We start from the raw sequence: 26,828 nt of genomic DNA, 5'->3' as shown, positions 1-26,828 counted from the left end.
GCAACCGCGAAACTGTCTACTTCAATAGCGCTTCCAGCGCCATCCTGATCCGCGGCGGAATCGCCACCGACCGGTTCTCCACCCGATCCACGAACACATGGGTAAAGCTGCCCACCGCACAGGCCTCTTCCCCGTCGCGCCGGAAGATCCCTACTCCATAAGTCACGGAACTATTGCCCAGCTTCTCCACCCGCAGCCCCGCCTCGATTTCCTCCGGATAGGCAATCGCGGCACGGTAGTCGCAGCTGGAATTCACCACATAGCCCACCACCGGCGCGTGGTGAATATCCAGCCCGCCCTCCTCGATCAGGTAGCGGTTTACCGCCGAGTCGAAATAGGAGTAGTAGGTCACGTTATTCACATGACCGTAGATATCATTGTCCTGCCAGCGGGTGCTGATGGGGTAAAAGACCCGGTAGCGCTCGCGCGATATTGGTCTGGGGCCATTCATCTACTGATTTTCCGCAGCCGTTCCATCGATACTGTCCGCCACCGGCGATTCATCACTGACCTTGAGCGGCGCGGCCAGAATGCGCTTCAACAGGGACACGCCCCTGCGCCAGCCGAGAATACTCTGCGCGGTAACCACGCCGCCGATCATGGCGCCGGCGACGCCGCAGCTCATGATGTCCTGTCCGGTCAGGTAGAGTCCTTTGATGCGGCTCTGCGGGCGCAGCCAGGGCTGCTCGAAGCGATTGGGATCGTGGTCCAGGCCGTAGATCTCGCCGCGCGGGTAGGAACAGAAGTAGTCGGTGGACAGCGGTGTGGACAGTTCGCAGTAGTCTATCTGTCCGCGCAGCTGCGGGAAGTGTTTGTAGAGGTGCTCGAGCAGGCGCTGGCTGTATTTTTCCTTCAGCGCCTCGTATTCGTCGCCGCGCTTGCCCCAGGGCTGGTCGTGCCACCGGGCAAACCACTCGTACTTGCCCGGCGCGACTATCTCGATGGTGGCGCGGCCCGGGTAGCGTTTTATGAAACTGGGGTCCTTGGCGGACGGGAAGGAGATGTAGACCAGGGGGATTTCCCGCTCGCTGTCTTCGAGGAACTTCTGCACCTCGCCATCGTAGTCGGCGCTCGGGTAGAGCCAGTAATTGGTTTTCGGCAATCCCAGCTCCTCGGCGGTCTTCTGCAGGCCGATATAGAGGCAGACATGGGCCATTGAACGCTGCACGCTTTCCAGGTCGCGACTGTAGCCGGCCTGCCCACTGGCGCTCTGCGGCAACAGTTTTTCGAAGGTATTGAAAACCCCCGCACCGGAAATGACCAGCGGTGCCTCTATCTCGGTGCCATCCGCCATGCGCAGCCCACGCACGCGGTTGCCGTCGAGCAGTATGGTTTCCACCTCTGCGTAGGTGAATACCTCGCCGCCGGACTTCTGTATCTGCGGAATGATCGTCTCGGCAATCTGGCTGGCACCGCCAACCGGGTAGTAGCCGCCGTACAGATAGTGCCGGACTATCAGCGCGTGGATGATGAAACTGCCGGTCTTGGGCGTCATACCGTTGTCGCCCCACTGGCCGGTCAGCACCGCTATCAACTGTTCGTTGTCAGTCAGCTGGCGCAACACTTCATAGGTGGTTTTGTTCAGCCATGACGGCTCGCGCAATCTGCGCAACAGGCGGACCGCGGGCCCGCACCAACGCGGCAACAGTTTTTCCACAGTCCGCAGCGGCATGGCCTTGGCCACCGCATTGACCCGGTGCAGGTATTCCTCGATGGTTGCCCGCTCGCCGGGAAAGCGCCGCACCATTTCATCGATAAATTCGTCGCGCCCGGCGCGCAGGTCGTACTGCTCGTCGCCGATGCAGATGCGGTCGTAGGTGGCATCCATCGGCGCCCATTTGAGCCTGCCGGCGGAGAGGAAATCGAACAGCCTGCGGGTGACCGTCGGGTGCTCGCCGACATCGCCGATATAGTGCACCCCCACATCCCACTCGTAGCCATTGCGATCGTAGGCGTGGGTGAATCCACCGGCGGTGTAGTGCTGCTCCAGTACCAGCACCTTCTTGCCGGCAGCACTCAGCATGGCCGCGGTCGTCAGGCCACCGATCCCCGAGCCTATCACCAGCGCATCGTAAGGACCCTCGAGGCGGCCGGGCCTGTAGCGCCTGCCTATGCGAAGACGGCTGGGTTTGGGAGCGCTGCGCGGAGTTTCTGCTGACTGGACCATAGCGGCCTCACGGCTATTGCTGTTGTTATTGCTCCACCTTAACGTCGCAAAATCAGTTATGCAACAAATTGCATATCGTAAAGCCCTTTGCCCGCTTTATATAATTTATATATGATTTGTATATTCAGCTAGGGGCAAAAGCGCATGGGTATAGTCAAAATTTCCGAAGAGCTGCACGACGAGATACGCAAGGCGAGCACTGCCATGACGCGCTCCATCAATGCGCAGGCGGAATTCTGGATCAAGATCGGCATGCTGGCGGAGCTCAATCCGGAGCTGAGTTACAACCAGCTGTGCAAGAAGCTGCTGCGCGCACAGACGCCGACGCTGGAAGAACTGACCCGTGAATAACATCAGAATCAAAAACACCGCCGAGCAGGCGCTGATGCGCGACGCCGGCCGGCTGCTGGCGCGGGTCTTCGCCATGCTGGATGACTTTATCGCCCCCGGCGTTTCCACCATGCAGATCAACGACAGGGTCGAGGCGTTTATCGTCGGGGAGCTCCAGGCCAGGCCGGCCAGCAAGGGCCAGTACGGCTATCCCTATTCGCTCAACACCTCGGTCAACGAGGTGGTCTGCCACGGCATGCCGCGGGCGTCGCAGTTATTGAAAAACGGCGATATCGTCAATGTGGATATCACCCTGGAAAAAAGCGGCTTTATCGCCGACTCCAGCAAGATGTATATGATCGGCGGCGTGGCTCCGGTGGCCAAGCAGCTGGTGGACACAACCTACGAGGCCATGTGGAAGGGCATAGACGCGGTCAGACCCGGCGCAACTCTGGGCGATATCGGCCATGCGATACAGAAACACGCCGAAGGGCGCGGCTACAGTGTGGTGCGCGAGTATTGCGGCCATGGGATAGGCCGGGAAATGCACGAGGAGCCCCAGGTACTCCACTACGGCCGCCCCAACAGCGGCACCCTTTTACAGGAGGGCATGACCTTTACCATAGAGCCGATGATCAACCAGGGCGACCGCAAGACCAAAACCAAAAAGGACGGCTGGACGGTTGAGACCCGCGACGGCAGGCTGTCGGCGCAGTGGGAGCATACGGTGCTGGTCACCACTGATGGCTGTGAAGTACTTACACTCCGCGCTGAGGAGGTGCGTTCCACAGCCGATCACAGCAGTAACACGATAAACAAGGTAGTAAGAAGTGAACCGAGTAAGTAAAGACCGGGGAGAGTGCATCGTTTTTGTTCACGGGGCACTTGCCGATGCCCGGATGTGGCAGCCCCATATCTCAAACATCGAATCGGAATATGATGCCCGCGCCGTAACACTGCGCCACTTCGACGCAGCCGAAGACTGCAGCTTCGGCTTGAACACCCACGCTGACGACCTGGCTGGTTTTCTGAAATCCCTGCACGAACCGGCGCACATAGTGGCATGGTCATACGGTGCAGATGTCGTGCTGAATACTCTGACAAGACACGGTAGTGCGGTTGCGAGCGTATTCCTGTACGAACCGGGATATCCGGGATCCGTGCCACAAGAAAAGATGAATTCCTGGCTGGCCGATGCGAACGCGATGTTTGCACCGATATTCCAGGCCGTAGAGCAAGGCGATCTGCCCCTGGCCGTTGAACTGTTAATGGATGCCTCCGCAAACCGGAAAGGCTACTTCAGTTCCCAGGCAGATTTCTATCGACAGCAGCAACTCAGCAAAGCCTATACGCTGCCCCTACAATTGAACCAGAGTGAGCAGCCACAACTGGATGCGGACTCACTGGGGGAAATAAATGTCGACACCACCATTGCCTTTGGCTCGCAAAGCAGACACCTGAACAAGGTCACCTGCGCCTCTGTCAGTGCATCGGTCAATGGCTCCAGACTGCTCTGCGTTCCCGATGTCAACCATATGTTGCCACAGGAAAATCCAGATCACTTTATGCTACTGGTGAGAGAGCACCTTTCACAGATCGGCAATTAGTGAAATCCCGCGACAAACTATGGCCGCGACTGGCGTACCGGTGTCTATCGGTTGCAGCCATGATTCCTTTTTGCCGATAAGAATCACGGCCCCCTTATTGGCAAACCTAAAAGGGCCCTACTGCAGTAGTGCAGCCGGGCCCGCTGGGCTCCGGCCTGCGCCGGAGTGACGAGTTGCGGGTCAGAAGTTATAGCGCAGCTCGGCGCCGTAGCTTCTCGGCTCGGAGATGGACGTGTAGGGCGTACCGAACACATCCAGCGTGCGGCCGCTGGGAATATCCGCGCGCCCATTGTCGAGCAGATTGCGGCCCCAGAATGCCAGCTCGTAGCTGCCGTTGCCGCTCATCCAGCTGATGCGCCCGTTCAGGCGCTTGTCGTCCTCACCGACGCCGTCGATTTCACTGAAACTCTCCAGATAACCCGGCTCCAGCTCGTCGGTATTCTCCGCGTAGATATAGTCCAGGTGCACATTGAGGGCGCCGACCGGGATCGCCGGTGCCCAGTCCACGACCAGCGTGTAGGCGGTATTGACCGAGGACTTGTCGCGATCCTGCTGTAGCTCCCCTTCTGCATCATAGAAGGGATCCCATTCGGACTCCTCGTCGCGCACCGTGGTCACCATACCCAGGCGCAGGGTATCCAGCGGCAGCCAGTCCACGGTGACCTCAAAGCCGTTGAACTGCTGGTCACCGTTGATCACGCGCGGCAACGCATTGGCGGAGCCCGGCGGCTTGCTCTCTACGCTGCGCTGGCGATTGTCCACGGTCATGTCGAAGTAGCTGACCTGTACCCGCAGCAGGTTTTCCACAAGATCGCCCTTAACGCCCAGCTCGATATTGTCCACTTCCTCCGGCTCGATCGGCGTATCGGCGGTGAGCAGGTTGAGGGAATCGAAACCGCCGGACTTGTAGCCGGTGGAGTAGGACAGGAAGGCCATGGCGGTTTCCGAGAAATGGTACTGGCCGACCAGCCGGCCGGTGGTCGCACTCCACTCCTCGCGCGCCTCGCGCACACCCTGGCCTACGTTGTAGTCGTCGGCAGTGGAGAAGATCACCTCTTCCATACCCGGGCGTATGTCGCGGTAGTTGGTACCCGGCGTCAGCCAGCTGAAGGATTTCTCGTCGGTGCTGTAGCGCAGGCCGGCGAGGATATTGATGCTGTCGGTGAGCGCATAGTCCATATCGAAATAGACGCCCCAGTTGGTGAAGTCGCCCTCGTTCTCCACCCGCTCGACCCAGTTGCGGCCGGCGAATGAGGGACCGAACAGCATGCCGGTACCGAGGACATTGTAGGCAATCGCATCGTAGTAGTCGTCCACCTGCGGCAGCGGGCCGGTGAGCCCCATCGCCGGCGCAACCAGGGTGGTAAAGGTGGCCCAGTCGTCCGCCTCCCACAGGTGATCGACACTGTCCAGGGCCGCCAGTGCCTGGCCGGCCGCCATATCACCGATACCGCCATCCCCCGGAAAGCCGCCGGCGGACAGGGCCGCGCCGCCGGCGATCTGCGCGCGCAGTTCGGGATTGTTGACGATATCGGTGGTGACCAACCGCGTGACGGAGCTGGCGGTGGCGGTGACATCGGTGCTCTGGTAGATATTCTCGCGGGAGTAGTTGGCCCCCATGACCGCAGTCACCTTATCGCCGCTGAAATTCACCTGCAGCTCGTGGTAGCCGATATCCGAATCGAAGATATTGTTGGTGTCCAGGTAGCGGCTGATTTCCGCGGTGCCGTCCTCCTCCTCGCGATTGCTGGTTTCCCACTGGCGATAGCTGGACACCCATTTCATGCTCCAGCGGTCATTGAAACTGTGCATCAGCTTGGCGTTGACGGTGGACATGGAGCGGGTCTCCTCCCCCTCCATCACGTCGTTCTCCACCTTGCGCTCGAAGGGATCGATACTGTAGCTGTAGGGGCTGACACCGATAGCCTGGCGCGGTGCACTGTCCACTTCATCCCAATCGTAGGAGAGCTGCGCCGATGTGTTGTCGGTGATATCCCACCAGGCGGAGAGGCGCCCGGTCAGGATATCTTCGGACCCCGAGTCGACGCCGCCGGGATAGACATTTTCCACATAGCCGTCGCGCTGGTAACTCATCAGGTTACCGCGCACAAAGAAACTGTCGGAGAGCGGCGTGTTGAGCATGCCCTCCAACTGCTGCAGGCCGAAGTTTCCCAGGCGGGCAGACAGGAAAGCATCGAAATCCGCCTGCGCCCGGTTGGGCACCATGTTTACCGTACCGGCGGCAGCGTTGCGCCCGAAGAGCGTGCCCTGCGGCCCCTTCAATACCTCCACCCGCTGCATATCGGTAAACGACATGGAAGTGGCCGGGCTGGGTACATAGGCGTCGTCGTAGAAGACTGCCACCGACGGATCGCCGCCGGCGCTGATACTGGGGCTCTCGATACCGCGGATACTCAGTGCCGACTGGGTAACACTGCTGCCGGCCTCAAAACCGGGAATATAGTCGGCCATATCGCTCAGCTTGAGCGCATTGGTATTTTCCATATCGGTGCTGGAAAAGGTATCCACGGTCACAGGCACTTCCAGCGCATTCTGTTCGCGCTTCTGCGCGGTTACCGTCACTTCTTCGAGCGCCAGCTCTTCGGCGAAAGCCTGGGCGCTGAGACTGCCGGCAACAGCAATCGCCAGCGCGAGGGGATGCCGCCCAATCAACTTGGCATTGTTCATCGATCTCTCCATAGGGTTATTTTTATTTTCTGCGCGGCGGGGCCATTTATGGCGCGCAACCGCCTGTGGAGAAATACAAATAATCAACGAAAAGTTGGTACGCAGATGTTCGCGTACCAGTTACTGCAGCGAAATTCGTTATTATTTTCTCCGCAATTTTTTTCGAAACAGCGCATTGAAATTAGCACATGGGTTTTACGCTGGCTATACGGATGTACCAGTATCAGGCAGACTGCGCTCGACAATTCCGGCGAGTGTCGCCAACCGCTAAACCCGGCATTCCCATTGCGCTAAACTGCACAGGATTGCCAGCCATACAACGAGCGCGCCCATGGCCAAATCCGAATTCGAAGACCTGAAACTCGACAACCAGCTCTGCTTCAGCCTCTACTCCACCTCCCTGGCCATAAGCAAGATGTACAAACCCCTGCTGGAGAAGCTGGGACTCACCTACCCGCAGTACCTGATGATGCTGGTGTTGTGGGAGGAAGACGGCATCACCGCCACCGAGCTGGGCCGGCGCCTGGGCCAGGACAAGGGCGCATTGAGCCCGGTGATCAAACGCCTGGAAGCCCAGGGCCTGATCGATCGCCGCCGCGATCCCGGGGATGAGCGCCGCGTCCACCTGCAGCTCACCGCCACCGGCAAATCCATGCAGCGCCAGGCGCACACCATACCCTCGCAGGTGCTGCGCGCCACCGGCCTCGACCGGGCGGCGGTGCAACGGCTGAAAACACAGATAGAGGCCGTGCGCCGGGCCCTGAACAGTCTCACCGAGAACTCTGACTGATACGTCACCCTTCCAGTTTCCTCGCAAATCCCCCGCCAGCGACTACCTTCAACGGAAGCTATCAACACGATAGTAAAAAATGATTATCGCGATTACAGTTATCGCGATAACTTTCTCTCCGTGCCCGGCACAACACTGAATTTCAACATCACTCAATGAGGACACAGTCATGCAGGTACTCTACAAAGCCGTAGCCACTGCCACCGGAGGCCGCGACGGCCAGGCCAAGTCATCCGACGGCATACTGGATGTAAAACTCACCACCCCGAAAGAGCTCGGTGGCCCAGGCGGCGACGCCACCAATCCGGAACAACTGTTTGCCGCCGGCTACTCCGCCTGCTTTATCGGCGCGATCAAATTTGTCGCCGGTCAGGAAAAAGTCAAGGTACCGGAAGACACCAACGTGCGCGGCGAAGTGGGTATAGGTCCGATCAATGGAGGCAAGGGGTTCGGCCTGGATATCGACCTGTATGTCAGCTTGCCTGGCCTGGATAAGGAAACCGCCGAGAAGATCGCCAACCGCGCCCACGAAGAGGTGTGCCCCTACTCCAACGCAACGCGCGGCAACGTGGATGTGCGCCTGCACGTCGAGACCTGAGACAACTCGCAGTCAACCCCGATACTCCCGGAGGTAAGAGTCATGAAAAAATCACCCTTATCCAAGCTGGTATTCTCACTGTTCTTTGCCCTGGACACCGCTATCGCCTTCGGCGCCGGCTCCCCGGGAGTGGAGCAGAACACACAGAAGTTTCTCGAAACGCTCGAACAGGGCGGCGGCAAACCACTCGAGCAACTATCACCCGAAGATGCCCGCGCGGTGCTGACCGGTGCCCAACGGGGCGCCAAACTGCCGTCGGCAGAGGTGTCGCGGAAAACCATCGAGGTTGACGGCGAGCCGCTGAAGCTGGTGATCGTCAAGCCGAAGGGCGCCAAAGGACAGCTGCCGGTATTTATGTTCTTCCACGGCGGCGGCTGGGTTCTGGGTGACTTCCCCACCCACGAGCGCCTGATCCGCGACCTGGTAGTGCGCTCCGGTGCCGCAGCCGTCTACGTGGACTACACCCCGTCACCGGAAGCCAAGTACCCCACGGCGATCGACCAGGCCTACGCGGCGACCGAGTGGGTCGCTAAGCACGGCGGGGAAATCGGCGTGGACGGCTCGCGCCTGGCGGTAGCCGGCAACAGTGTCGGCGGCAATATGGCCGCGGTGGTGGCCCTGAAAGCCAAGGAAAAGGGTACGCCGAAGATCCGCTTCCAGCTGCTGCTGTGGCCGGTGACCGATGCCAACTACGATAACGCGTCTTACAAGCAGTTCGCCGAGGGCCACTTCCTGACCCGCAACATGATGAAATGGTTCTGGGACAACTACACCACCGACCCCAAGCAACGCGCCCAGATCTACGCCTCGCCGCTGCGCGCCACCACCGCGCAACTGCAGGGACTGCCCCCGGCGCTGATTCAGACTGCGGAAATGGATGTACTGCGGGATGAGGGCGAAGCCTACGGACGCAAACTGAACGACGCCGGTGTCACCGTCACCTCAGTCCGCTACAACGGCATGATCCACGACTTCGGCCTGCTCAATGCACTGAGCGAAGTGCCTGCGGTGCAGGATGCGCTGGACCAGGCCGGACAGGAACTGAAGCAACAGCTGCAATAGCAGCCACTGATCAGGCAAAAAGGCCCCGACACCGGGGCCCTATTGCCATTTGCAGCACCGTACTGATCCATTCCGCTAATGGCGCCAGTGCCGTTCACTACTCCCCAAAAGTAGAAATCAGACCATTTCTCTCGATTTCGCAATAGACACAAACACCCTGCCACTCCATATCTCCTGCCGACTGTGCCTCTTGGTACCAAATAACCAAATTCAGGCCCACTTCACAGACCGACAACAATTACATCAAACTATACAAAAATCAGTGGGCATATTTGGCAATCTGTGGCTAGATATAGGTATTCGTGGACAGATATGACCATACCCATGAATAAAGCTTTTATATGAGATTAAATTCAAGCAACGGAGTGTAATAAAATGAAAGGAACTTGTCTTTGCGAAGCTGTAACTGTTGAAGCCAGTGAAAGTAAAGAGTTTGAAGCCTGTCACTGTGGAATATGTCGGCGCTGGGGTGGCGGGCCACTGCTCGCAGTTCATTGTGGAAATAATGCGGCTTTCACGGGCAATGAATCAATAGCTACCTTTGCATCATCTGATTGGGCCGAAAGAGGGTTTTGCAAAAATTGCGGAACACATATTTTCTATCACCTAAAGCCAACGGATGAATACATTATTCCACTTGGATTATTTCAATCGGAAGGAAACTTTGTATTTAAAGGCCAGGTGTTTATAGATCAAAAACCAAGCTTCTATGAGTTCTCCAACCAAACAGAAAATCTTACGGAACGTGAAGTATTTGAAAAATTCGGTGCGTAGAAATCACTATATAAGGCGCTGATTTCGGACAAATTTTCCGCTGCGCCTTAATTTTTTCCGATCTTCTGGCGCTGCGGACCGCACTAAAACATGATCATCGATTAGAATAAGAGTTATCCGTTAAATTTACATTATCTTTTTCTTCGCGATCTACTCAACAATAAGCCTGTAAAATTCGGAGAATATTTTTACAACCGAACTTCCCAAGGAATCATTCATTCTGAAATCAATCGATTACGGAACAAATATTGGACTGCTAAAAACTACAAAAGGAATTATTTTAGTAGATCCCATTCCGGGAAGTGAACATCTGGATGCATTAAATACTGCTGTAAAAAACCTTATTGGCGAACCAGTAAGCTTTATACTGAGTACGCATGAGCACAGTGATCATTCAGGTGGAAATACTTATTTTTCCGATATGGGAGGCATACTCCTTGATGATGCAGCCAATTTCACAGAAATTTATAGGCTATTGTTCAAATCTCATCCAGATGAATATAAAGTTTTTCTCACACAGAAAGTAACAGTATTTTTGTTGGTGATGTTTACGATACCAATTGGCATCCAACATTCTATGCTGGAGGAGTGTCCGGAATTAACAATACAATTGAAGCAATTTTGAAGCTAGGCAATGACGAAAGTATCATTGCCCCTGGACACGAAAAACCGACGAACAAAGCCGAACTGCGCGCGTATTGGAAAAACACTTTAGATTGGGTATCAAGAGTAAGGAAATTGAAGAGCGATGGTATGACGGCTGTAGAAATTAAGAATGATGCGCAAATAAGAATTATTCTAGGAAAATTTAACCTGGAAAACAGAACCGATTTTATACCAGAGAAAGCATTTGTCCGCTTTATTGAAAGAACGCTAACAGTTATTGACAATGGTGTGTAACAAGCGCTGCAGTCGCTACAAAGTACGCGACTGGGACAGCTTACGCCCGCTAAATCGAGCGCTAGCATTCTCAAGGAGCAAGGATGAAATTCCATGAATTTGGTGACTCTGAAGGGGTTCCCACTGTCTTTTTTATGGGTACACCGCAGAAAGGAGACTCCGGACAAGAGTTCGCAGATCTCGCAAGTAGACTAGGTATCCGGCTTATCTGCCCTACCCGACCTTGGTACGATGACTTTAGCTCTATACCATCATTCGCCCTGTGCTCAGATAAAACAGAGGAGTACTTGCGAAACAATGGCATCACTTCTTGCCATACAATTGGTGGAAGTGGTGGCGGCCCATTCGCGATACACTTTTCGACAAACAACCCCAAAATTGTTTGCTCTTGCTATCTTGTGGCATCTATGGGAACGCCTGATATTTTTGTTGAGAAAGTTACCTCGCCACCCACGTTACAACTTTTGGAGTTTTTTAGAGATAACAACTATAGCTCGGCAATAGAACAACTTATCTCACTGGGACTTTCTCGAGATCTAGCCCATGGTGCGTGGTCAGACTTCAAGGTTCTTCTTGGCTCATGGAACTCAATTACGTTTCAACACTCGCCAACTGTGTATATCCATCATGGTGAAGAAGATGAAAATGCTCCTATCGAGAGCATTCTTGATCTAGCAGGAAAATTACCCAAATCCGAGTTTCGTATATCCCTCCACGCCAGCCATGAGGCACTGGCTGAGGATGAAAACTTCACCGAATTTACTAGGATTTTTAAAGAGATAGAATCCCAGTGGCGCCCCACGCGCTAAAAATGCAGCGTGGACGACGTTAATCTTCACCCGCCCTAACGGACACCAAAATCTAACGAGATACGAAATGTTCAATGTCCCGATACAAGCTCTGTGGCTGATTTAAATTTTTCACGGCCTTAGTACATAACTTGAATAGATCAGGCCTCACCATGAAAGAAATTGAATTTTCGGAAGACCAGAAGGACAGAATGATAAGTAAGGTCAAGGCTTACTTCAGCAACGAATTGCAACAGGATATTGGTGGATTTGAAGCCGAGTTTCTCATCGACTTCTTTTCAAAGAAACTGGGAACGTATTTTTATAACCGCGGCCTCTTTGACGCTCAGCACTTTTTCAATGAAAAAATGGAGGAAATCAGCTACGTCATTCAAGAGCTGGAACAGCCAGAAGGCTAGTGTGACCCGGGCAGTTCTGGCGCGCCCACAGCTTTGCCTCTCCAAAAACCGGGTCGCAAGCAGACAACCCGGTTTCCGAGATTCCGTTACTGCTATGCCATCACCCCATTCGCAATCTGGAACCCGATGCGCGCCGCCGTGCGCGCGGCATGATCCTCGATATCGAAATAGGGATTGAATTCGGCCATATCGGCCAGGCACACCTTATTCGAACCCAGCACCGTATCCAGCAACGGCTCCAGCAGTTCCAGCGGCACACCGCGGCCGGCGGGTGCGCTGACCGCGGGCATCACCGCCGCCGGGAGTACATCCAGGCACACAGTCAGGTAGACGAAGTCCACGCCGTCGATAAATTCCCGGATCTGCTTCTGCACATTGTCCAGGTGCCAGGGCGTGATCTCACGGTCGCGGATTATCTTTGCGCCCAGCTCGTCGGCGCGCTGGTAGAGGGCCGGGGTATTGGCATTGTCTGCGGCACCAACGCAGAGGTAGTTGAAGGGGCGACCGTTGATCTCGCACTGTTCAGAGATCTGGTAAAAGGGCGTACCGGACGAACCCTTGGGTGCGGGAATACGCAGGTCCAGATGCGCATCGAAATTGATGATGCCCAGGGTCTTGTCGCGCTGCTCTTCGCGCATCCAGCGCGCTATGCCCTGGTAGCTGCCGTAGGCGATCTCGTGACCGCCGCCGAGTACCAGCGGAAAGTGGCCGCAATTCAGCACTTCAGTAATACGCGCGCCGAGCAGGGACTGGGCGGACTCCAGGTCTTCCTTTTCGATTTTGACATTACCGGCATCGTAAAGGGGTGCATCGAAGGTGGCCGGCAGGCTGGCCATCGCCAGGCGCAGTATGCGCGGGCCCTTGGCGGCGCCGATGCGACCCTTGTTGCGGCGCACGCCCTCGTCGGAGACGAAGCCGAGAATCGCCAGGCCCGGGGCGCTGTCCAGTTGCAGCGGCGTGATGCGCTGGTGCCAGCGCTCACCGGCCCTGCCGTCTTCGCTGTCGGTGCGCCCGCTCCACAGGTGCATATCAGCCAGCTGTAGCATCTCTGCCTCCAAAAAGCATCTGCGACGGTTTCAGTGCGCCCACTTCGTAGGCCAGCTGGTCCGGGGTTTCCATCGGCCACAGCACCATATCGGCGCGCAGTCCCGGGCGCAGTACGCCGCGGGAACAGCAGAGTCCCAGCGCACGCGACGCGGAACGGGTGACGCCGGCGAGCGCCTCGGCGGGGGTCAGGCCGAACAGGTTGCAGCCCATGTTCATCATCAGGCGCAGCGACGCGATGGGGCAGCTGCCCGGGTTCAGGTCGGTGGACAGGGCCATGCAAACGCCGGAGGCGCGCAGCTTTTCCACCGGCGGCATCTGTGTCTCGCGCAGTGTGTAGAAGGCGCCGGGCAGCAGTACCGCGACGGTGCCGCTCTCGGCCATGGCCGCCACGTCGGCGTCGGTGATGTATTCGATATGGTCGACGGAAAGGGCGCTGGCCCTGGCCGCCATGGCCGTGGCGCCGGTGCGCGCCAGCTGTTCCGCGTGCACTTTCACCGGCAGGTCGAGTTTCTTGGCGCAGTCGATCACCCGCTGGCACTGCTCGACGGAGAAGGCGATGGATTCGCAGAACATGTCCACCGCGTCGGCGAGCTGCTCCTTGGCCACCGCCGGCAGTATCTGCTCGCACACCAGGTCGATATATTCGTCCGCGCGGCCGTCGTATTCCGGCGGCAGCGCGTGGGCGGCGAGACAGGTGGTGACGATATCCACCGGGTAGTGCTGGGCCAGGCGGCGCGCGGTGCGCAGCTGTTTCAGTTCGGTATCCAGGTCCAGGCCGTAACCGGATTTCACTTCCACTGTGGTCACGCCCTCGGACATCAGCGCTTTCAGACGCGGCTCGGCGGCGCGATACAACTCCTCGGCGCTGGCCGCGCGGGTGGCGCGCACCGTCGACAGTATGCCGCCGCCGGACCTGGCCACCTCCTCGTAGCTCTCTCCGCCCAGGCGGCGGGCGAATTCCGACGCGCGGTGCCCGCCGTATACGAGGTGGGTGTGGCAGTCGATCAGGCCCGGGGTCAGCCACTGGCCCTCACCGTCGACGGTCCTGTCCGCGGCGCAGTCCGGCAGCTCCCGGCGTGGCCCCAACCACACAATCTTGCCCCCGGTCACCGCCACGGCGGCATCCTCCACGGCACCGTAGCCACCGGGAATGGACGGATCCATGGTGGCGGCGTGGACATTGGTAATCAGCAGATCACAGCGTTCTGTCATAGATTCTCTTTTCCCGGCGCTCCTGAAAGACCTTCTCAGCCCTCCCGGAGGCGCGGATTTCCTTTTTCTAACCATAGACGCTCGGCCAATCGACCGGGCGGTTTCCCAATTCAGCGGGTGTGACACCTCGCCCAATCTGCAGGGTAACCCTGGTGTGCGCCCCTACAGCTCCGGCACCGTGGACCGCGATGGCTTGACAGCGATCGCCGGGACCACCATAGTAACCCCTATCTTGTATATACAACCATATACAAGCTGTTACAGCACTTTACCGAAGTCCATGAATACTGCAACTCCCAACACCGGCGAACCCCGCTATGCGGCCATCAAGCGCCATATCCGCCGGCAGATAGAAACCGGCAGCTGGCCCGTGCACTTCCAGGTGCCGTCGGAGAACCAGCTGGCGCAGGAGTTCGGCGTCAGCCGCATGACCGCGCGCCGCGCGCTGACCGAGCTGACCGACGAGGGAGTGCTGATGCGCTCCCAGGGCCTGGGCACTTTTGTCGCCGAGCCGGTACCGGCCGGCTCGCTGCTGGAAGTGCGCAATATTGCCGACGAGGTCTCCGCCCGCGGCCACAGTTATAGCAATCGCATTCTATTGTTGCAGGAGTGCGAGGCAGCCGCGGACGTGGCCCGCGCCCTGGGTATACCCGAGGGCGCGCGCATCTTTCACTCGATCATAGTGCACTGCGACAACGAGCTGCCGATCCAGTGGGAGGAGCGCTTTACCAATCCGGGTCTGGCACCGGACTACCTGCAGCAGGACTTCAGCGCGACCACGCCCAACGCCTACCTGTCCCGGGTGGCACCGCTGACCGAGGCGGACACCACCGTGGAGGCGATTGCAGCAAAACCCGCAATCGCCGCGGCACTGGCCATAGAGGCGAACAGCGCCTGCCTGCAGATCTGGCGGCGCACCAAGAGCAGTGCCGGCACCGTGAGTTTTGCGCGACTGGTGCACCCGGGAAATCGTTACCGGCTCGGCGCACAGTTGAGATTTTAAAACTCCAATGTCGTCATCCCGGCGCAGAGCCTGTGCCGGACTTGATCCGGTACCGGGATCCAGTGCCCGAATCGAACGCAGAGAGTGCTGGATTCCGGGTCAAGCCCGGAATGACGAATGATTTTTTTGAAAAAATATTGCGAGGTAATCATGACCACCGAAAAACGCCACGATCCGAGCCGCAAAATTGCTGCGCCCACCGGAACCAAGTTGAACGCCAAGAGCTGGCTCACCGAAGCGCCGCTGCGCATGCTGATGAACAACCTGCACCCGGATGTGGCCGAGCGCCCGGAGGATCTGGTGGTCTACGGCGGTATCGGCCGCGCCGCGCGGAACTGGGAGTGCTACGACAAGATCGTCGAGGTGCTGCAGCGCCTCGAGGACGACGAGACTCTGCTGGTGCAGTCCGGCAAGCCGGTGGGCGTGTTCAAGACCCACGCCGATGCGCCGCGGGTGCTGATCGCCAACTCCAACCTGGTGCCCCACTGGGCCAACTGGGAACACTTCAACGAGCTGGATAAGAAGGGCCTGGCCATGTACGGCCAGATGACCGCCGGCTCCTGGATCTATATCGGCTCCCAGGGCATCGTGCAGGGCACCTACGAAACCTTCGCCGCGGTTGCGCGCAAACACTTCGGCGGCGAATCGAACGGCAGATGGATTCTGACCGGCGGCCTCGGCGGTATGGGCGGCGCCCAGCCGCTGGCGGCAACTATGGCCGGCTTCAGCATGATCGCGGTGGAGTGTGACGAGACCCGTATCGATTTCCGCCTGCGCACCGGCTACGTGGACAAGAAAGCCAAGAGCCTGGACGAGGCACTGCAAATCATCGAAGCCGCGAAGGAAAAAGGTGAGGCGGTATCCGTCGGCCTGCTCGGCAACTGCGCGGATATTTTCCCGGAAATCGTTGCGCGCAATATCCTGCCCGACTCCGTCACCGACCAGACCTCCGCCCACGACCCGCTGAACGGCTACCTGCCGAAAGGCTGGACCCTGGAGCAGGCCGCCGAGATGCGCAAGTCCGATCCGGCGCTTGTGGTCAGTGAGGCGAAAAAATCCATGGCCATCCAGGTGGAAGCCATGCTGGAGCTGCAGAAGCGCGGCGCCGCGACTCTCGACTACGGCAACAACATCCGCCAGATGGCCTTCGAGGAAGGAGTGCAGAACGCCTTCGATTTCCCCGGCTTCGTGCCCGCCTATATCCGCCCGCTCTTCTGCGAGGGCGTGGGCCCGTTCCGCTGGGCGGCGCTGTCCGGCAACCCGGAGGATATCTACAAGACCGACGCCAAGGTGAAGGAGCTGATTCCGGACAACCCGCAGCTGCACAACTGGCTGGATATGGCCCGCGAGCGCATCCAGTTCCAGGGCCTGCCGGCGCGCATCTGCTGGGTGGGTCTGAAGGACCGCGCGCGCCTGGCGCTGGCCTTTAATGAGATGGTCGCCAACGGCGAGCTGGAAGCGCCGGTGGTGATCGGCCGCGACCATCTGGATAGCGGCTCCGTCGCCAGCCCCAACCGCGAGACCGAATCCATGATGGACGGCAGCGATGCCGTGTCCGACTGGCCGCTGCTGAACGCGCTACTGAACACCGCCAGCGGCGCCACTTGGGTATCCCTGCACCACGGCGGCGGCGTGGGCATGGGCTTCAGCCAGCACTCCGGTGTGGTGATCGTCTGCGACGGCACCGAGGCGGCGCGCAAGCGCATCGCTCGGGTGCTGTGGAACGACCCAGCCACCGGCGTGATGCGCCACGCGGATGCGGGTTACGACATCGCCAAGCAGTGCGCGAAGGAGCAGGGTCTGGACCTGCCGATGTTGAAAGACTGATTCGAGACGAACAACTTTCTTACAGGGTCATCCCGGACTCGATCCGGGATCCAGCAACTGGAGCAGCCGAACACTCACTGCCAAAGAACTGGATACCGGTACCGGATCAAGTCCGGCACAGGCTCTGCGCCGGTATGACGACGAAATAGATAATTATTTTCGGTGAATAAATTTATGTACAAATTGGAAATCGATCCCGGTCAACTGAGCCTGGCGCAACTGCGCCGCGTCGCGCGCGAGCCGGTGCAGCTGTCACTGGCAAAAAGTGCCTACCCGGCCATCGAGGCCTCCGCCAAGACCGTCGCCCAAGTGCTGAACGAGGGCCGCACCGTTTACGGCATCAACACCGGTTTCGGTCTGCTGGCCAACACCCGCATCGAGAAACAGGACCTGGAAGCCCTGCAGCGCGCGATCGTGCTCAGCCACGCCGCCGGTACCGGCAATTTCATGAGTGAGGCCACGGTGCGCCTGCTGATGGTGCTGAAGATCAACTCCCTCGCGCGCGGTTTTTCCGGTGTGCGCGCCGAGCTGATCGAGGCGCTGATCAAGCTGGTCAACGCGGAAGTTTTCCCGGCGATTCCGGAGAAGGGTTCCGTGGGCGCGTCCGGCGACCTGGCGCCGCTGGCGCATATGAGCGTGGTACTGCTCGGTGAGGGCGAATGCTTTATCGGCGGCAAGCGCAAGTCCGCCAAAGAGGGCCTGAAAAAGGCCGGCCTGGAACCCATGACCCTGGCACCGAAAGAGGGCCTGGCGCTGCTGAACGGCACCCAGGCTTCCACCGCCTTTGCCCTGCTGGGCATGTTCTCGGCCGAAGACCTGTTCGCCGGCGGCCTGGTGAGCGGCGCCCTGACCCTGGAAGCGGCCAAGGGCTCCCGCCGCCCCTTCGACGACCGCATTCACGCGGCCCGCGGCCAGAAGGCGCAGCGCCAGGTCGCCGCCGCGTATCGCGACCTGCTCGGCGACAGCAGCGAAATCGGTGAGTCGCACCAGTTCTGTGAAAAGGTACAAGACCCCTATTCCCTGCGCTGCCAGCCGCAGGTGATGGGCGCCTGCCTGCAGCAGATTCGCTTCGCCGCAGAGGTGCTGCTGGCAGAGGCCAACGGTGTCTCCGACAATCCGCTGGTATTTACCGACGAGGAAAACCCGGAAAACTCCGACATCATTTCCGGCGGCAACTTCCACGCCGAGCCGGTGGCCATGGTGGCCGACAACCTGGCGCTGGCACTGGCGGAAATCGGCGCCCTGTCCGAGCGCCGCATGGCGCTGCTGATCGATTCCAACCTGTCCGGCCTGCCGCCCTTCCTGGTGGACAACGGCGGGGTCAACTCCGGCTTTATGATCGCCCAGGTGACTTCCGCGGCGCTGGCCAGCGAGAACAAGACCTTCGCCCACCCGGCCAGCGTCGACTCGCTGCCCACCTCCGCCAACCAGGAAGACCATGTTTCCATGGCCACCTTCGCCGGCCGCCGCCTGCGCGATATGGCCGACAACACCTGCGGTATTCTCGCGGTGGAACTGCTGGCCGCTTGCCAGGGCATGGACTTCCGCGCGCCGCTGAAGAGCACGGAAAAACTGGAACAGGCCAAGGGCAAGCTGCGCGAGCGGGTGTCTTTCTACGATAAGGATCGCTACTTCGCGCCGGATATCGAGGAGGCCAAGCAGCTGCTGGCCAGTGCCGCCTACCTTCAGTTTGTAGAGCCGAATCTGCTGCCCAGCTGCCACTGAAACCTAACCCCTCCACCAAAGGCGCCGCGTTCAACCGGCGCCTTTTCTTTTTGCGACCTGGCTTCCTGCACCCGCTTTCAAAGCACCGGGCATTGTGCAATCCTGCCCGCGGAGTAGCGGACGTACACCGAAAAATAAATGCAGGAATCAGCCATGAGAAAATCAATCGGATTTTTAGGCGCAGTCTCGCTCTTTGCACTGATCAGTGCCTGCAGTCCCAGGGGCGACTCGACAACGGAAATCAGCAAGGAAGAGGCCGCTGCCGGAGAAAAACCTCAGGTTAAGCTGATCGAGCGGGAGCTGCTGTTCGGCAATCCGGACCGATCCCAGGGGCGCCTCAGCCCGGACGGCAGCATGATGAGTTTTCGCGCACCGCTGGACGGCGTGATGAATCTCTGGGTGGCGCCGGCGGGCGATATCGACGCGGCCGAGCCGGTCACCCATGACACGGGCCGCGGTATACCGCGGCATTTCTGGGCCCTGGACAGCAAACACCTGCTCTATACCCGCGATAAAAAGGGCGATGAAAACTGGCATCTTTACAGCATCGACCTGGAGAGCAGGAAAATTGTCGACCTGTCTCCCTACGAGGGCGTACAGGCGCAGATGATCGCCCAGAGCGAGTCGCATCCGGGCATCGCCATCGTCGGTATGAACGATCGCGATCCGCGCTGGCACGACCTGTACAGGGTGAACCTGAAAACCGCCGAGCGGAAACTGCTCCTCGAGAACGACGGCTTCGCCACCTTCTTCTTCGACAACGACCTGCAGCTGCGCCTCGCCACCGAGTCGACGCCGAGCGGCGGCTTCAATGTGTTCGAGTGGCGCGACGAGGAGTGGCTGCAGCTGTTCGAGATTCCCGTCGCGGACACCTTCACCACCCAGATCCTCGGTTTCGATGCCGCCAACAACGGCATCTTTATGCTCGACAGCCGCGAGCGGGACAAGGCGGCGCTGGTCCACCTGGATCTGGAGTCCGGCGATACAGAAATACTGGCGGCGTCCGAACTGGCCGATATTTCCAAGGTGTTTTTCCACCCCCGCAACCACGAGCCCATCGCCTACGCGGTGAATATCCACACCAACAAGTGGACGGCACTGGAGGAGGATTACGCGGATAATTTCTCCGCACTCAACGCCAGTGTGGAGGGGAATTTCGACATACTGGCATCCACACTGGACGCCTCCAGGTGGGTACTGTACACGGATCGCGGCAACGCCTCTCCGGTCTACCAGGTTTTCCACAGCGGAAACAACAAACTGGACCAGCTCTTCGTCACCAACCCGAAACTGGATGGCCTGCCACTGGCAACAATGTATTCCCAGACGATCCGCGCCCGGGATGGCAAGGACCTGATTTCCTACCTGACCCTTCCGGCGGACGCGGATAAAAACGGATCCGTATCCGCGCCGGTGCCCATGGTACTGCTGGTCCACGGCGGCCCCTGGGCCAGGGACACTTTCGGCTACTCAGGCGCAGTGCAGTGGCTCGCCAACCGCGGTTACGCGGTGCTGCAGGTAAACTTCCGCGCGTCCATCGGCTTCGGCAAGGTCTTCGTGAACGCCGGCAACGGCGAGTGGGCCGGCGCCATGCACGACGACCTGATCGACGCCGTCGACTGGGCCATCGAAAAGGGCATTACGAGGCCCGACAAAGTCGCGATCATGGGCGGCAGCTACGGCGGCTATGCGACCCTGGTGGGGCTCACCTTCACGCCGGAGAAATTCGCCTGCGGTGTGGATATCGTCGGTCCCTCCAACCTGAACACCCTGCTGGATTCCATTCCACCCTACTGGGAGGGCTACAGGAATACCCTGCACGCAGCGGTGGGTAATCCGGAGACCGCCGAGGGCCGGAAGCTGTTGCAGGAGCGCTCCCCCCTCAACCGCACCGACAAGATAGTGCGGCCGCTGTTGATCGGCCAGGGCGCCAACGACCCGCGGGTGAAGCAGGCCGAGTCGGACCAGATAGTCGCGGCGATGAAGGAGAAGGACATACCGGTGACCTATATCCTCTACCCGGACGAGGGCCACGGTTTCCAGAAGCCGGAAAACAAGCTGTCGTTCTTCGCCGCCTCCGAGGCCTTCCTGGCAGACTGCATCGGCGGGAGCTACCAGCCCATCGGCGAGGACCTGTCCGGGTCCAGTATTCAAGTCGTATACGGCGCTGACTTTGTGCCGGGCCTGCCCCAGGCGCTGGACAAAGCGAAGATCATCGCCACCAATATGGAAACCGCCGAGTAGATACCCCGCATTCCAGTGGCGCCGGCCCGCCCGGCGCCACTGCTCACTCCCTTCACGCAGACACCCGCCAATTAATAATTCCTCCATTGAGGAAATTTGCGCCAACCCTGCTAGGCTGATTATTAGACGTTTTACCCGCCAATCGGCGCGGAGGTCTCAATGAAACGGCTGCCCGAGAGGCTGCTGCTGTCCAGCGCCTGCTGTGCGCTGGTGGCTGCGGCCACCCTGACACTGTCGGCCTGCTCCGGCAGCGGCTACACCGCCCGCAGCACCACGGTGACCGGCAGGGCCTACTACCGGGTCGGCGGGCCCTACTACCACTGTCACCCGAACGGCCTCTGCCACAATGCGCGCCACCCCGACTACTACTGGAGCGGCGGCTACTACCGCCCCAGACCACCCTATTACTACTCACCGCCAGTGAGGCCGCGACCCAGGCCTTACTGACCGGGGACGAATCCCAACCCCAGGCGAGCGACATGCAAGTGCCGCAGGAAGTGCCTCAACCAACGGAGCTTCCCTAAATCGGAGACTGCATTATGAAGAGACTGATCAGAACCGGCCTTATCGCCGCCACGGTCTGCACCGCCCTGACCCTGGGTGCCTGCGCGACCGATGGCTACTACGGAGGCAGCTACTATTCCGGTGGCTACTACGGCGGTTACCCCTACGTCTATCCATCCAGCGGTGTTTCCTTCTACTACTCCTCACCGCGCTATTACCGCTACGGTTACCGCTATCACCCGCGCTATAGGTATTACGGCCGTGGCTACTACCGCTATCGCGGACGCGGCTACGACGGCCACCGTTACTATCGCGGGCGCGGCTACTATCGCGGACGCGGATACCACGGCCGCCCGACCACCACCGGCCGCAGGAGGGCGGGGGGCCGGCCCCACAGGGGGGGCAGCCCCAGACCCGCCGGCGGCGCCCGCCGCTAGCGGGCCATGAGCCCACCCGTACGACACTGCCCCCGCTGCCGTCAGCAGGAACCCAACGCTGACCGCAGTCGGGGGCAGGTGTTTTTGAGAATCCCGGAGTCGGCGCGATGAATTGCATCCTCAAGCGAGCATTAACGGCGGCTACTCTATGTGTGGCAGTAACCCTCGGCGCCTGCACGTCGGGCGGTTACTACTCCGCCGCTCCTGTCTTTTCGCGGCCCTATACCTACCCGTCCAGTAGGACCCATTACTCGACGCGCGCCGAGACACGCAGCTCCTATTCCGGTTCCTATGTCGCCCCATCCGGTACCGTTATCTACCTGCCCTACGCATCCAGCGATTACTATCGGGTGCGACCCGACTATTATCCGCGCGAGATATATTCCACGCAGTCCTACTACTACCGACCCTATCAGTATTATCGCTACCGCCCCTACTACAAAAAAAGATACGGCTATCGCGGTGACAGCTACTACCGCGGAGGCAGGGCTTACCGCATACACCGCCGGCACTTCAAACATCGCCGCCATGCCACAGGTAGCGATCGCAGGCTTCGCGGCGCCGACCGGATTGGTCCCACTCCCGGCATCAGCGGTGATCGCCGCCTGCGACCGGGGCACAGAACAATAGGCGGGCGGCGCATAGAGGGTAGAAAGAATATCCGCAGCGGGCATCACAGGCACCGCGGCCACAGTACTCACGGCAGGCGCCGATCGATCGGCAAGTATCACACACGCCCCGGCCACCGCCACCAGTCCTCACCCGCCCCGGGGCACCGCTCGGGCGGCAGGGGCAGGCACCGTTGATACGGGACTCATCGGGCCGTCTCATACCTTGGTCATACAGACGCACAATCCCGCCGCTGTTAGCATTTTTGCCAGGTGAAGTAAGCTCTGCCAGCAATGCGCAGATCGAGCTTTTATTCTTTGGCAGCGGCCGCGGGAGTTTTCAGTGCAGCGGGAACAGAAACAGCCAGTATTGATCACCGGGTCCACCAGCGGCATTGGTTTCGCGATAGCGGAAACCATGGCACGTGCGGGCCATGCGGTTATGCTGCACGGCCTGGCCAGCCCGGCGCAGGGCGAGGATCTCCAGCGTCGCCTTCGCAAAGAATACGAAGTATCCTGCGGCTTCAGCAGCGCCGATATATCCTCCGAAGCCGGCTGCGCCCAGCTGATCGCAGACACCCGCGAGGCACTCGGCAACCCGGCTATCCTGGTCAACAACGCCGGTGTGCAATTCACAGCCGAAACCAGCGAATTCCCAACGGAGCAGTGGCAGAAAATTCTGGCGATCAACCTGAGTGCTGCATTTTTCCTCGCCCGCGACCTGCTGCCCGACATGCGCGCCACCAGCTGGGGGCGCATCGTCAATATCTCCTCCGTACACGGCCTGGTGGCGTCGGAAAGGAAGGCCGCCTACTGCGCCGCCAAACACGGCCTGATCGGTCTCACCAAGGTGCTGGCGCTGGAGAACGCCGACCGCGGTATCACCGCCAACGCCGTCTGCCCCGGCTGGGTGGAGACACCGCTGATTCAGCCACAGATAGACTCCATTGCCAGGACGCAGGAAATAGACACCGAGGCGGCGCGCGTGCAGTTGATCGGCGCCAAGCAACCCCTGGCCCGCGCGACCAAACCGGAAGCCATCGGCGAACTGGTGCTCTACCTGTGCGGCGACTTCGCCAGTACCATTACCGGCGCCTCCCTGCCGGTGGACGGGGGTTGGAGCGCACAGTAAGATCTCTGCACCCTGGATAACTTTTAAAACAAGGGTGTTATGTGAATTACCGACTGCTGATTGCCGACGATCACCCCCTCTATCGCGACGCCCTGGCCACCACACTGTCACGACACTTCCCGGACTGCGAATTGCTGCAGAGCGAAGACCTGGATTCCACCCTTCAGCAACTGCATGGCACGACCATTGACCTGCTGCTGCTGGACCTGAATATGCCCGGCAGCCAAGGCCTGAATGGCCTGGCCCAGATACGCAACGATCATCCGGCAGTACCCGTGGTGGTGGTGTCCGGTAGCGATAAAAATGCCGTGGTGCAGCAGGCGGCCGGCTTCGGCGCCAGCGGCTTCTTGTCCAAGACCGCCGAGACCGGCGAAATAGTGCAGTGCATCGAAAAGGTTCTTGCGGGAGAGCAGTGGTTCAGTGCCGAGGCGCTGGAGAGCAGCGAAGAAATTGCACTGGCTGAGCGGCTGGGGCGACTGACACCGCAGCAACTGCGTATCTTCCAGATGATCGCGCAGGGACTGTTGAACAAGCAGATTGCCTACGAGCTGGAGATCACCGAGCCCACGGTCAAAAGCCATGTGACAGCCATTCTGCGCAAGCTGGAGCTGCGCGACCGCAAGCAGCTGATCCGCGAGGCCCAGTCCCTGATCCAGCTGTAGAGACCCCACTTCAGATTCAATGGTGCTTCGCTCGCCGTACCGGCGCAGGCCGGCATCCAGTTAAGTGGCACCTGGATTCCGGCCTGCGCCGGAATGATGAGTAATCACTTCACGGCGGATACAAACTCGGCCAGGTGGCGGTAGAGCTTCTCACAGGCCTCGGGCACCAGGGATTCCAGGTTCAGGAAAGCGTGAATCATATCGTCGAAATGCAGTGACTCCGCCGATATTCCCACCTGACGCAGTTTTTCCAGGTAGGCAATACCCTCGTCCCGCAGCGGGCAGAATTCCGCCGTAACTATTAGTGTCTGCGGCAGATTAGCGGTGTACTCGCCGTGCAGCGCCGAGGCCTCGCGGCGATTCTCCGCGCCGCGGAAATAGTTATCGAAATACCAGCCGATCTTTTCCTTTTCCAGCAGGTAGCCGCTGCCGTTTTCGTCGATGGACGGCAGCTGCATGGTGTAATCCAGGCTGGGATAAATCAGTACCTGGGCGGCGATACTGTGACGCCCGTGCTGCAACAACCGGCTGGCAGCGGCACAGAGGGCAGCACCACCTGAGTCGCCCATCAGTATCCAGCGATCGCTGTGGGCAACCGTTTTTTTATCCAGCGCCGCACCCAGATTCCCGACCACCGCAAGCAGGTCCTGCAAGCCGGCCGGATAGGGGTTTTCCGGTGCCAGGCGGTAGTCGACGGAAACCACGGTGCGCCGGCAGTGTTCGGCCACGCGGCGACATATCGGGTCGTAGACCGTCACGCTGCCGGCCATATGGCCGCCGCCGTGACAGTAAATAATAGCCGGCCCGGGCTCACTGGATTTCGGCGTGTAGATACGCACCGGCACCGCGTAGTGATTGCCGGACACCAGTGTCTCGCACACCGCCATCTCCGCGCCCGGCTCGACAAAGCTGCGGGTCAGGTTAGCCAGGCTCTCGCGCGCACTGATAGGCGTCGGCTCAAATCCCGCCGCTTTCAGTTGCACCACCTGGGCGTTGACGCCCTCGAGCCACTCGGCGAGCTTTGCATCAAGCTGTCGCATTTTCTGCTCCATCTTCCGCTTCGACGGTCACGCTTTCCCTGCCACTCTCAGGCAGCAGGAAGGAGAAAATAAACAGGGAGGAGGAACAGGCCACGGCAAAGTAGGCCGCGAATGCCGGCTCACCGCTGTAATCAGCCAGCAGGCCGGCGCCGTACATCAGCGCCGTCTCCACCCCGTAGGAAATCGACCAGAACATCGCGAAGGTCACCGTGATGCGCGCCGGTGTCACGCCCGGCAGTTCCTGCGGCAGTGTCACCAGGGCGGTCATCGGCAGGAACATAAAGAAGCCGGCCAGCGCCGCGGCAGCATAGGCAATCAGCGGATTGCGGCTGACGAGCATCAGTGCGGCGAATATCACCAGCGCCAGGCCGGCATAGCGCAGTACCGGCAGACGCAGCGGATAGCGCTTGGTCAAAAGAATACCGGCGGCGGTACCGATCATACCGGCGGCGATCATTACCGCCGACAGGTGGCTGCTGGCCACGGCGAAGCCGTCGATCAGCGGGAAGAGGGCGAAGACGGCGATATAGCAGAAGAGCACACCGCAGTAGGCCAGCGGCAGCCACCAGTTGAATGCCTCGCGCACGCCATGGCGCAGGCCGTAGTTCTCTTCACCATTTTTTCCAGCACCGGAAAGGGAGAAGTTTTCCGCCGACAGCCACCAGAGTACAGCCAGTGCTGCGACCATCACGCCGTAGAGAATCACCACCGATTGCCAGCTGCCCATCCAGGCCGCCAGCGCGCCGGTGGACAGCAGCGCGAGCAGATTGCCAGTATTGAAGGCGGCCGCGTTGATGCCGTTGATCAGCGGGCGCTCGCTCGCGGAAAAGTAGTGCAAAACCACCGGATTGAAATACACTATCGCCAGTGCGCCGCCCAGGCCCAGTGCCAGCCTTGAGATCAACCAGCCGCTGTAGTCACCAGCCAGCGCACCAAAACCACCGGCGCCAATCAGCAGAATAGCCAGCGCAAATGCGCGCTTCACCCCCAGGCGCATCAGCAGCATGGCCGCGGCCAGGTTGCCGACGATCTTCGCCAGGGTAATCACATTGCTGCCCCAGGTGGCATTGGCGAAACCCTCCTCGCCAAAGGACGACTGTATCTCCGGCGTGAGTATGGCGCCGGAGACCCAGGAGGCGGCAAAGAGTGCGTAGGCGGTGAACATCAGGACTTCAAGTAGATATTTTTTCATTGTTTTACTTCTGATTTCTCTCTATCGCTTTAGATTCTCTATTTCAAATCAAGCCTACGTTAGCTCGTCATA

27 protein-coding genes are annotated in these 26,828 nt (G+C 59.4%); 20 read left to right on the top strand and 7 right to left on the bottom strand.

Translation table 11 applies throughout. The features are described 5' to 3' along the window. Positions 1-16: 16 nt before the first annotated feature. Both IG627_RS13840 and IG627_RS13835 read right to left on the bottom strand, forming a co-directional pair. Complete coding sequence (locus IG627_RS13840) at positions 17-451, bottom strand: acyl-CoA thioesterase (protein WP_193192965.1); 435 nt, start codon at positions 449-451, stop codon at positions 17-19. Continuing rightward, complete coding sequence (locus tag IG627_RS13835) at positions 452-2,167, bottom strand: phytoene desaturase family protein (RefSeq protein WP_193192964.1); 1,716 nt, start codon at positions 2,165-2,167, stop codon at positions 452-454. It lies immediately after the preceding gene. A 144-nt stretch (positions 2,168-2,311) separates the two neighbouring features. On the opposite strand from IG627_RS13835, the gene IG627_RS13830 reads away from it, so the two are divergent. From IG627_RS13830 to IG627_RS13820, 3 genes are read left to right on the top strand one after another with little or no spacing between them, the layout of a single operon-like run. Continuing rightward, positions 2,312-2,518 (top strand): ParD-like family protein, encoded by a 207-nt coding sequence (locus IG627_RS13830; protein WP_193192963.1) that lies wholly within the window; start codon positions 2,312-2,314, stop codon positions 2,516-2,518. Continuing rightward, entirely contained in the window at positions 2,511-3,344 is an 834-nt protein-coding gene (gene map, locus IG627_RS13825) for a type I methionyl aminopeptidase (RefSeq protein WP_193192962.1), read from the top strand. Before IG627_RS13830 ends, map begins: the two co-directional genes overlap by 8 nt. Further along, positions 3,328-4,104: an alpha/beta fold hydrolase gene (locus tag IG627_RS13820; protein ID WP_193192961.1), complete on the top strand. Its 777-nt coding sequence runs from the start codon at positions 3,328-3,330 to the stop codon at positions 4,102-4,104. Before map ends, IG627_RS13820 begins: the two co-directional genes overlap by 17 nt. A 180-nt stretch (positions 4,105-4,284) precedes the next feature. Here IG627_RS13820 and IG627_RS13815 read toward each other — a convergent pair whose 3' ends face one another. After that, positions 4,285-6,792 carry a TonB-dependent receptor gene (locus IG627_RS13815; RefSeq protein ID WP_193192960.1) on the bottom strand — a complete coding sequence of 836 codons (2,508 nt, stop codon included), beginning with the start codon at positions 6,790-6,792 and terminating at the stop codon, positions 4,285-4,287. Positions 6,793-7,123: 331 nt separating this feature from the next. Between IG627_RS13815 and IG627_RS13810 the strand changes: the two genes are divergently transcribed. The 8 genes from IG627_RS13810 to IG627_RS13775 all read left to right on the top strand — a co-directional run bounded on the left by IG627_RS13810 (position 7,124) and on the right by IG627_RS13775 (position 12,123). After that, positions 7,124-7,582, top strand: coding sequence for a MarR family winged helix-turn-helix transcriptional regulator (locus IG627_RS13810; RefSeq protein WP_193192959.1), 459 nt, complete (start codon positions 7,124-7,126; stop codon positions 7,580-7,582). 169 nt (positions 7,583-7,751) lie between these two features. Continuing rightward, a complete protein-coding gene (locus tag IG627_RS13805) occupies positions 7,752-8,180 on the top strand; it encodes an organic hydroperoxide resistance protein (RefSeq protein ID WP_193192958.1) in 429 nt (142 codons plus the stop codon). Between the two features lie 42 nt (positions 8,181-8,222). Beyond that, a complete protein-coding gene (locus tag IG627_RS13800) occupies positions 8,223-9,242 on the top strand; it encodes an alpha/beta hydrolase (protein ID WP_193192957.1) in 1,020 nt (339 codons plus the stop codon). A gap of 375 nt (positions 9,243-9,617) precedes the next feature. After that, positions 9,618-10,016, top strand: a complete 399-nt coding sequence (locus tag IG627_RS13795) for a GFA family protein (protein WP_193192956.1) — start codon at positions 9,618-9,620, stop codon at positions 10,014-10,016. Between the two features lie 184 nt (positions 10,017-10,200). Then, positions 10,201-10,641, top strand: a complete 441-nt coding sequence (locus tag IG627_RS21305) for an MBL fold metallo-hydrolase (RefSeq protein ID WP_193192986.1) — start codon at positions 10,201-10,203, stop codon at positions 10,639-10,641. Further along, a complete protein-coding gene (locus IG627_RS13785) occupies positions 10,605-10,916 on the top strand; it encodes a hypothetical protein (RefSeq protein ID WP_193192955.1) in 312 nt (103 codons plus the stop codon). Before IG627_RS21305 ends, IG627_RS13785 begins: the two co-directional genes overlap by 37 nt. Before the next feature lie 83 nt (positions 10,917-10,999). Beyond that, positions 11,000-11,725, top strand: coding sequence for an alpha/beta fold hydrolase (locus IG627_RS13780; RefSeq protein ID WP_193192954.1), 726 nt, complete (start codon positions 11,000-11,002; stop codon positions 11,723-11,725). 152 nt (positions 11,726-11,877) lie between these two features. Next, positions 11,878-12,123: a DUF2164 domain-containing protein gene (locus IG627_RS13775; protein ID WP_193192953.1), complete on the top strand. Its 246-nt coding sequence runs from the start codon at positions 11,878-11,880 to the stop codon at positions 12,121-12,123. Positions 12,124-12,215: 92 nt separating this feature from the next. Here IG627_RS13775 and hutG read toward each other — a convergent pair whose 3' ends face one another. After that, entirely contained in the window at positions 12,216-13,169 is a 954-nt protein-coding gene (gene hutG, locus IG627_RS13770; protein ID WP_193192952.1) for a formimidoylglutamase, read from the bottom strand. After that, on the bottom strand, positions 13,153-14,382 hold the full coding sequence (hutI, locus tag IG627_RS13765; protein WP_193192951.1) for an imidazolonepropionase: 1,230 nt from the start codon (positions 14,380-14,382) through the stop codon (positions 13,153-13,155). The genes hutG and hutI overlap by 17 nt, the downstream gene beginning before the upstream one ends. Positions 14,383-14,662: 280 nt before the next feature. Between hutI and hutC the strand changes: the two genes are divergently transcribed. The 9 genes from hutC (at position 14,663) to IG627_RS13720 (ending at position 24,524) form a co-directional block, all read left to right on the top strand. Next, positions 14,663-15,385 carry a histidine utilization repressor gene (hutC, locus tag IG627_RS13760; RefSeq protein ID WP_193192950.1) on the top strand — a complete coding sequence of 241 codons (723 nt, stop codon included), beginning with the start codon at positions 14,663-14,665 and terminating at the stop codon, positions 15,383-15,385. Positions 15,386-15,535: 150 nt separating this feature from the next. Then, positions 15,536-17,212 carry a urocanate hydratase gene (hutU, locus tag IG627_RS13755; protein ID WP_193192949.1) on the top strand — a complete coding sequence of 559 codons (1,677 nt, stop codon included), beginning with the start codon at positions 15,536-15,538 and terminating at the stop codon, positions 17,210-17,212. A gap of 174 nt (positions 17,213-17,386) precedes the next feature. Then, positions 17,387-18,937, top strand: a complete 1,551-nt coding sequence (gene hutH, locus IG627_RS13750; protein ID WP_193192948.1) for a histidine ammonia-lyase — start codon at positions 17,387-17,389, stop codon at positions 18,935-18,937. A gap of 153 nt (positions 18,938-19,090) precedes the next feature. Further along, the gene (locus tag IG627_RS13745) at positions 19,091-21,181 is read left to right on the top strand and encodes a S9 family peptidase (RefSeq protein ID WP_226865118.1); all 2,091 of its coding nucleotides are present in this window, start codon (positions 19,091-19,093) and stop codon (positions 21,179-21,181) included. A gap of 159 nt (positions 21,182-21,340) precedes the next feature. Then, positions 21,341-21,628 carry a hypothetical protein gene (locus tag IG627_RS13740; RefSeq protein WP_193192946.1) on the top strand — a complete coding sequence of 96 codons (288 nt, stop codon included), beginning with the start codon at positions 21,341-21,343 and terminating at the stop codon, positions 21,626-21,628. 92 nt (positions 21,629-21,720) lie between these two features. Next, positions 21,721-22,122: a hypothetical protein gene (locus IG627_RS13735; RefSeq protein WP_193192945.1), complete on the top strand. Its 402-nt coding sequence runs from the start codon at positions 21,721-21,723 to the stop codon at positions 22,120-22,122. A 152-nt stretch (positions 22,123-22,274) separates the two neighbouring features. Next, a complete protein-coding gene (locus IG627_RS13730; RefSeq protein WP_193192944.1) occupies positions 22,275-22,928 on the top strand; it encodes a hypothetical protein in 654 nt (217 codons plus the stop codon). A gap of 145 nt (positions 22,929-23,073) precedes the next feature. Next, the gene (locus IG627_RS13725) at positions 23,074-23,862 is read left to right on the top strand and encodes a 3-hydroxybutyrate dehydrogenase (protein ID WP_319024573.1); all 789 of its coding nucleotides are present in this window, start codon (positions 23,074-23,076) and stop codon (positions 23,860-23,862) included. A 41-nt stretch (positions 23,863-23,903) separates the two neighbouring features. Continuing rightward, complete coding sequence (locus IG627_RS13720) at positions 23,904-24,524, top strand: response regulator (protein WP_193192943.1); 621 nt, start codon at positions 23,904-23,906, stop codon at positions 24,522-24,524. 104 nt (positions 24,525-24,628) lie between these two features. Here IG627_RS13720 and IG627_RS13715 read toward each other — a convergent pair whose 3' ends face one another. Together IG627_RS13715 and IG627_RS13710 are read right to left on the bottom strand one after the other, a co-directional pair. Beyond that, entirely contained in the window at positions 24,629-25,564 is a 936-nt protein-coding gene (locus tag IG627_RS13715; RefSeq protein ID WP_193192942.1) for an alpha/beta hydrolase, read from the bottom strand. Then, positions 25,551-26,756: an MFS transporter gene (locus IG627_RS13710; protein ID WP_193192941.1), complete on the bottom strand. Its 1,206-nt coding sequence runs from the start codon at positions 26,754-26,756 to the stop codon at positions 25,551-25,553. Before IG627_RS13710 ends, IG627_RS13715 begins: the two co-directional genes overlap by 14 nt. Positions 26,757-26,828: the final 72 nt, after the last annotated feature.

Source organism: Microbulbifer taiwanensis, from assembly GCF_014904815.1.
GTDB lineage: Bacteria > Pseudomonadota > Gammaproteobacteria > Pseudomonadales > Cellvibrionaceae > Microbulbifer > Microbulbifer taiwanensis.
Note: the sequence above shows the minus strand (reverse complement) of the source record. Positions and strands in the feature narration are given on the sequence as shown.

Coding starts and splice junctions, on each gene's coding strand:
- IG627_RS13775 (WP_193192953.1), top strand. CDS start 11,878: ATGAAAGAAATTGAATTTTCGGAAGACCAGAAGGACAGAATGATAAGT.
- hutH (WP_193192948.1), top strand. CDS start 17,387: ATGTACAAATTGGAAATCGATCCCGGTCAACTGAGCCTGGCGCAACTG.
- IG627_RS13715 (WP_193192942.1), bottom strand. CDS start 25,564: ATGCGACAGCTTGATGCAAAGCTCGCCGAGTGGCTCGAGGGCGTCAAC.
- hutC (WP_193192950.1), top strand. CDS start 14,663: ATGAATACTGCAACTCCCAACACCGGCGAACCCCGCTATGCGGCCATC.
- IG627_RS13795 (WP_193192956.1), top strand. CDS start 9,618: ATGAAAGGAACTTGTCTTTGCGAAGCTGTAACTGTTGAAGCCAGTGAA.
- IG627_RS13800 (WP_193192957.1), top strand. CDS start 8,223: ATGAAAAAATCACCCTTATCCAAGCTGGTATTCTCACTGTTCTTTGCC.
- IG627_RS13840 (WP_193192965.1), bottom strand. CDS start 451: ATGAATGGCCCCAGACCAATATCGCGCGAGCGCTACCGGGTCTTTTAC.
- hutG (WP_193192952.1), bottom strand. CDS start 13,169: ATGCTACAGCTGGCTGATATGCACCTGTGGAGCGGGCGCACCGACAGC.
- hutI (WP_193192951.1), bottom strand. CDS start 14,382: ATGACAGAACGCTGTGATCTGCTGATTACCAATGTCCACGCCGCCACC.
- IG627_RS13815 (WP_193192960.1), bottom strand. CDS start 6,792: ATGAACAATGCCAAGTTGATTGGGCGGCATCCCCTCGCGCTGGCGATT.
- IG627_RS13710 (WP_193192941.1), bottom strand. CDS start 26,756: ATGAAAAAATATCTACTTGAAGTCCTGATGTTCACCGCCTACGCACTC.
- IG627_RS13810 (WP_193192959.1), top strand. CDS start 7,124: ATGGCCAAATCCGAATTCGAAGACCTGAAACTCGACAACCAGCTCTGC.
- IG627_RS13735 (WP_193192945.1), top strand. CDS start 21,721: ATGAAGAGACTGATCAGAACCGGCCTTATCGCCGCCACGGTCTGCACC.
- IG627_RS13740 (WP_193192946.1), top strand. CDS start 21,341: ATGAAACGGCTGCCCGAGAGGCTGCTGCTGTCCAGCGCCTGCTGTGCG.
- IG627_RS13835 (WP_193192964.1), bottom strand. CDS start 2,167: ATGGTCCAGTCAGCAGAAACTCCGCGCAGCGCTCCCAAACCCAGCCGT.
- IG627_RS13745 (WP_226865118.1), top strand. CDS start 19,091: ATGAGAAAATCAATCGGATTTTTAGGCGCAGTCTCGCTCTTTGCACTG.
- IG627_RS13805 (WP_193192958.1), top strand. CDS start 7,752: ATGCAGGTACTCTACAAAGCCGTAGCCACTGCCACCGGAGGCCGCGAC.
- hutU (WP_193192949.1), top strand. CDS start 15,536: ATGACCACCGAAAAACGCCACGATCCGAGCCGCAAAATTGCTGCGCCC.
- IG627_RS13830 (WP_193192963.1), top strand. CDS start 2,312: ATGGGTATAGTCAAAATTTCCGAAGAGCTGCACGACGAGATACGCAAG.
- IG627_RS13780 (WP_193192954.1), top strand. CDS start 11,000: ATGAAATTCCATGAATTTGGTGACTCTGAAGGGGTTCCCACTGTCTTT.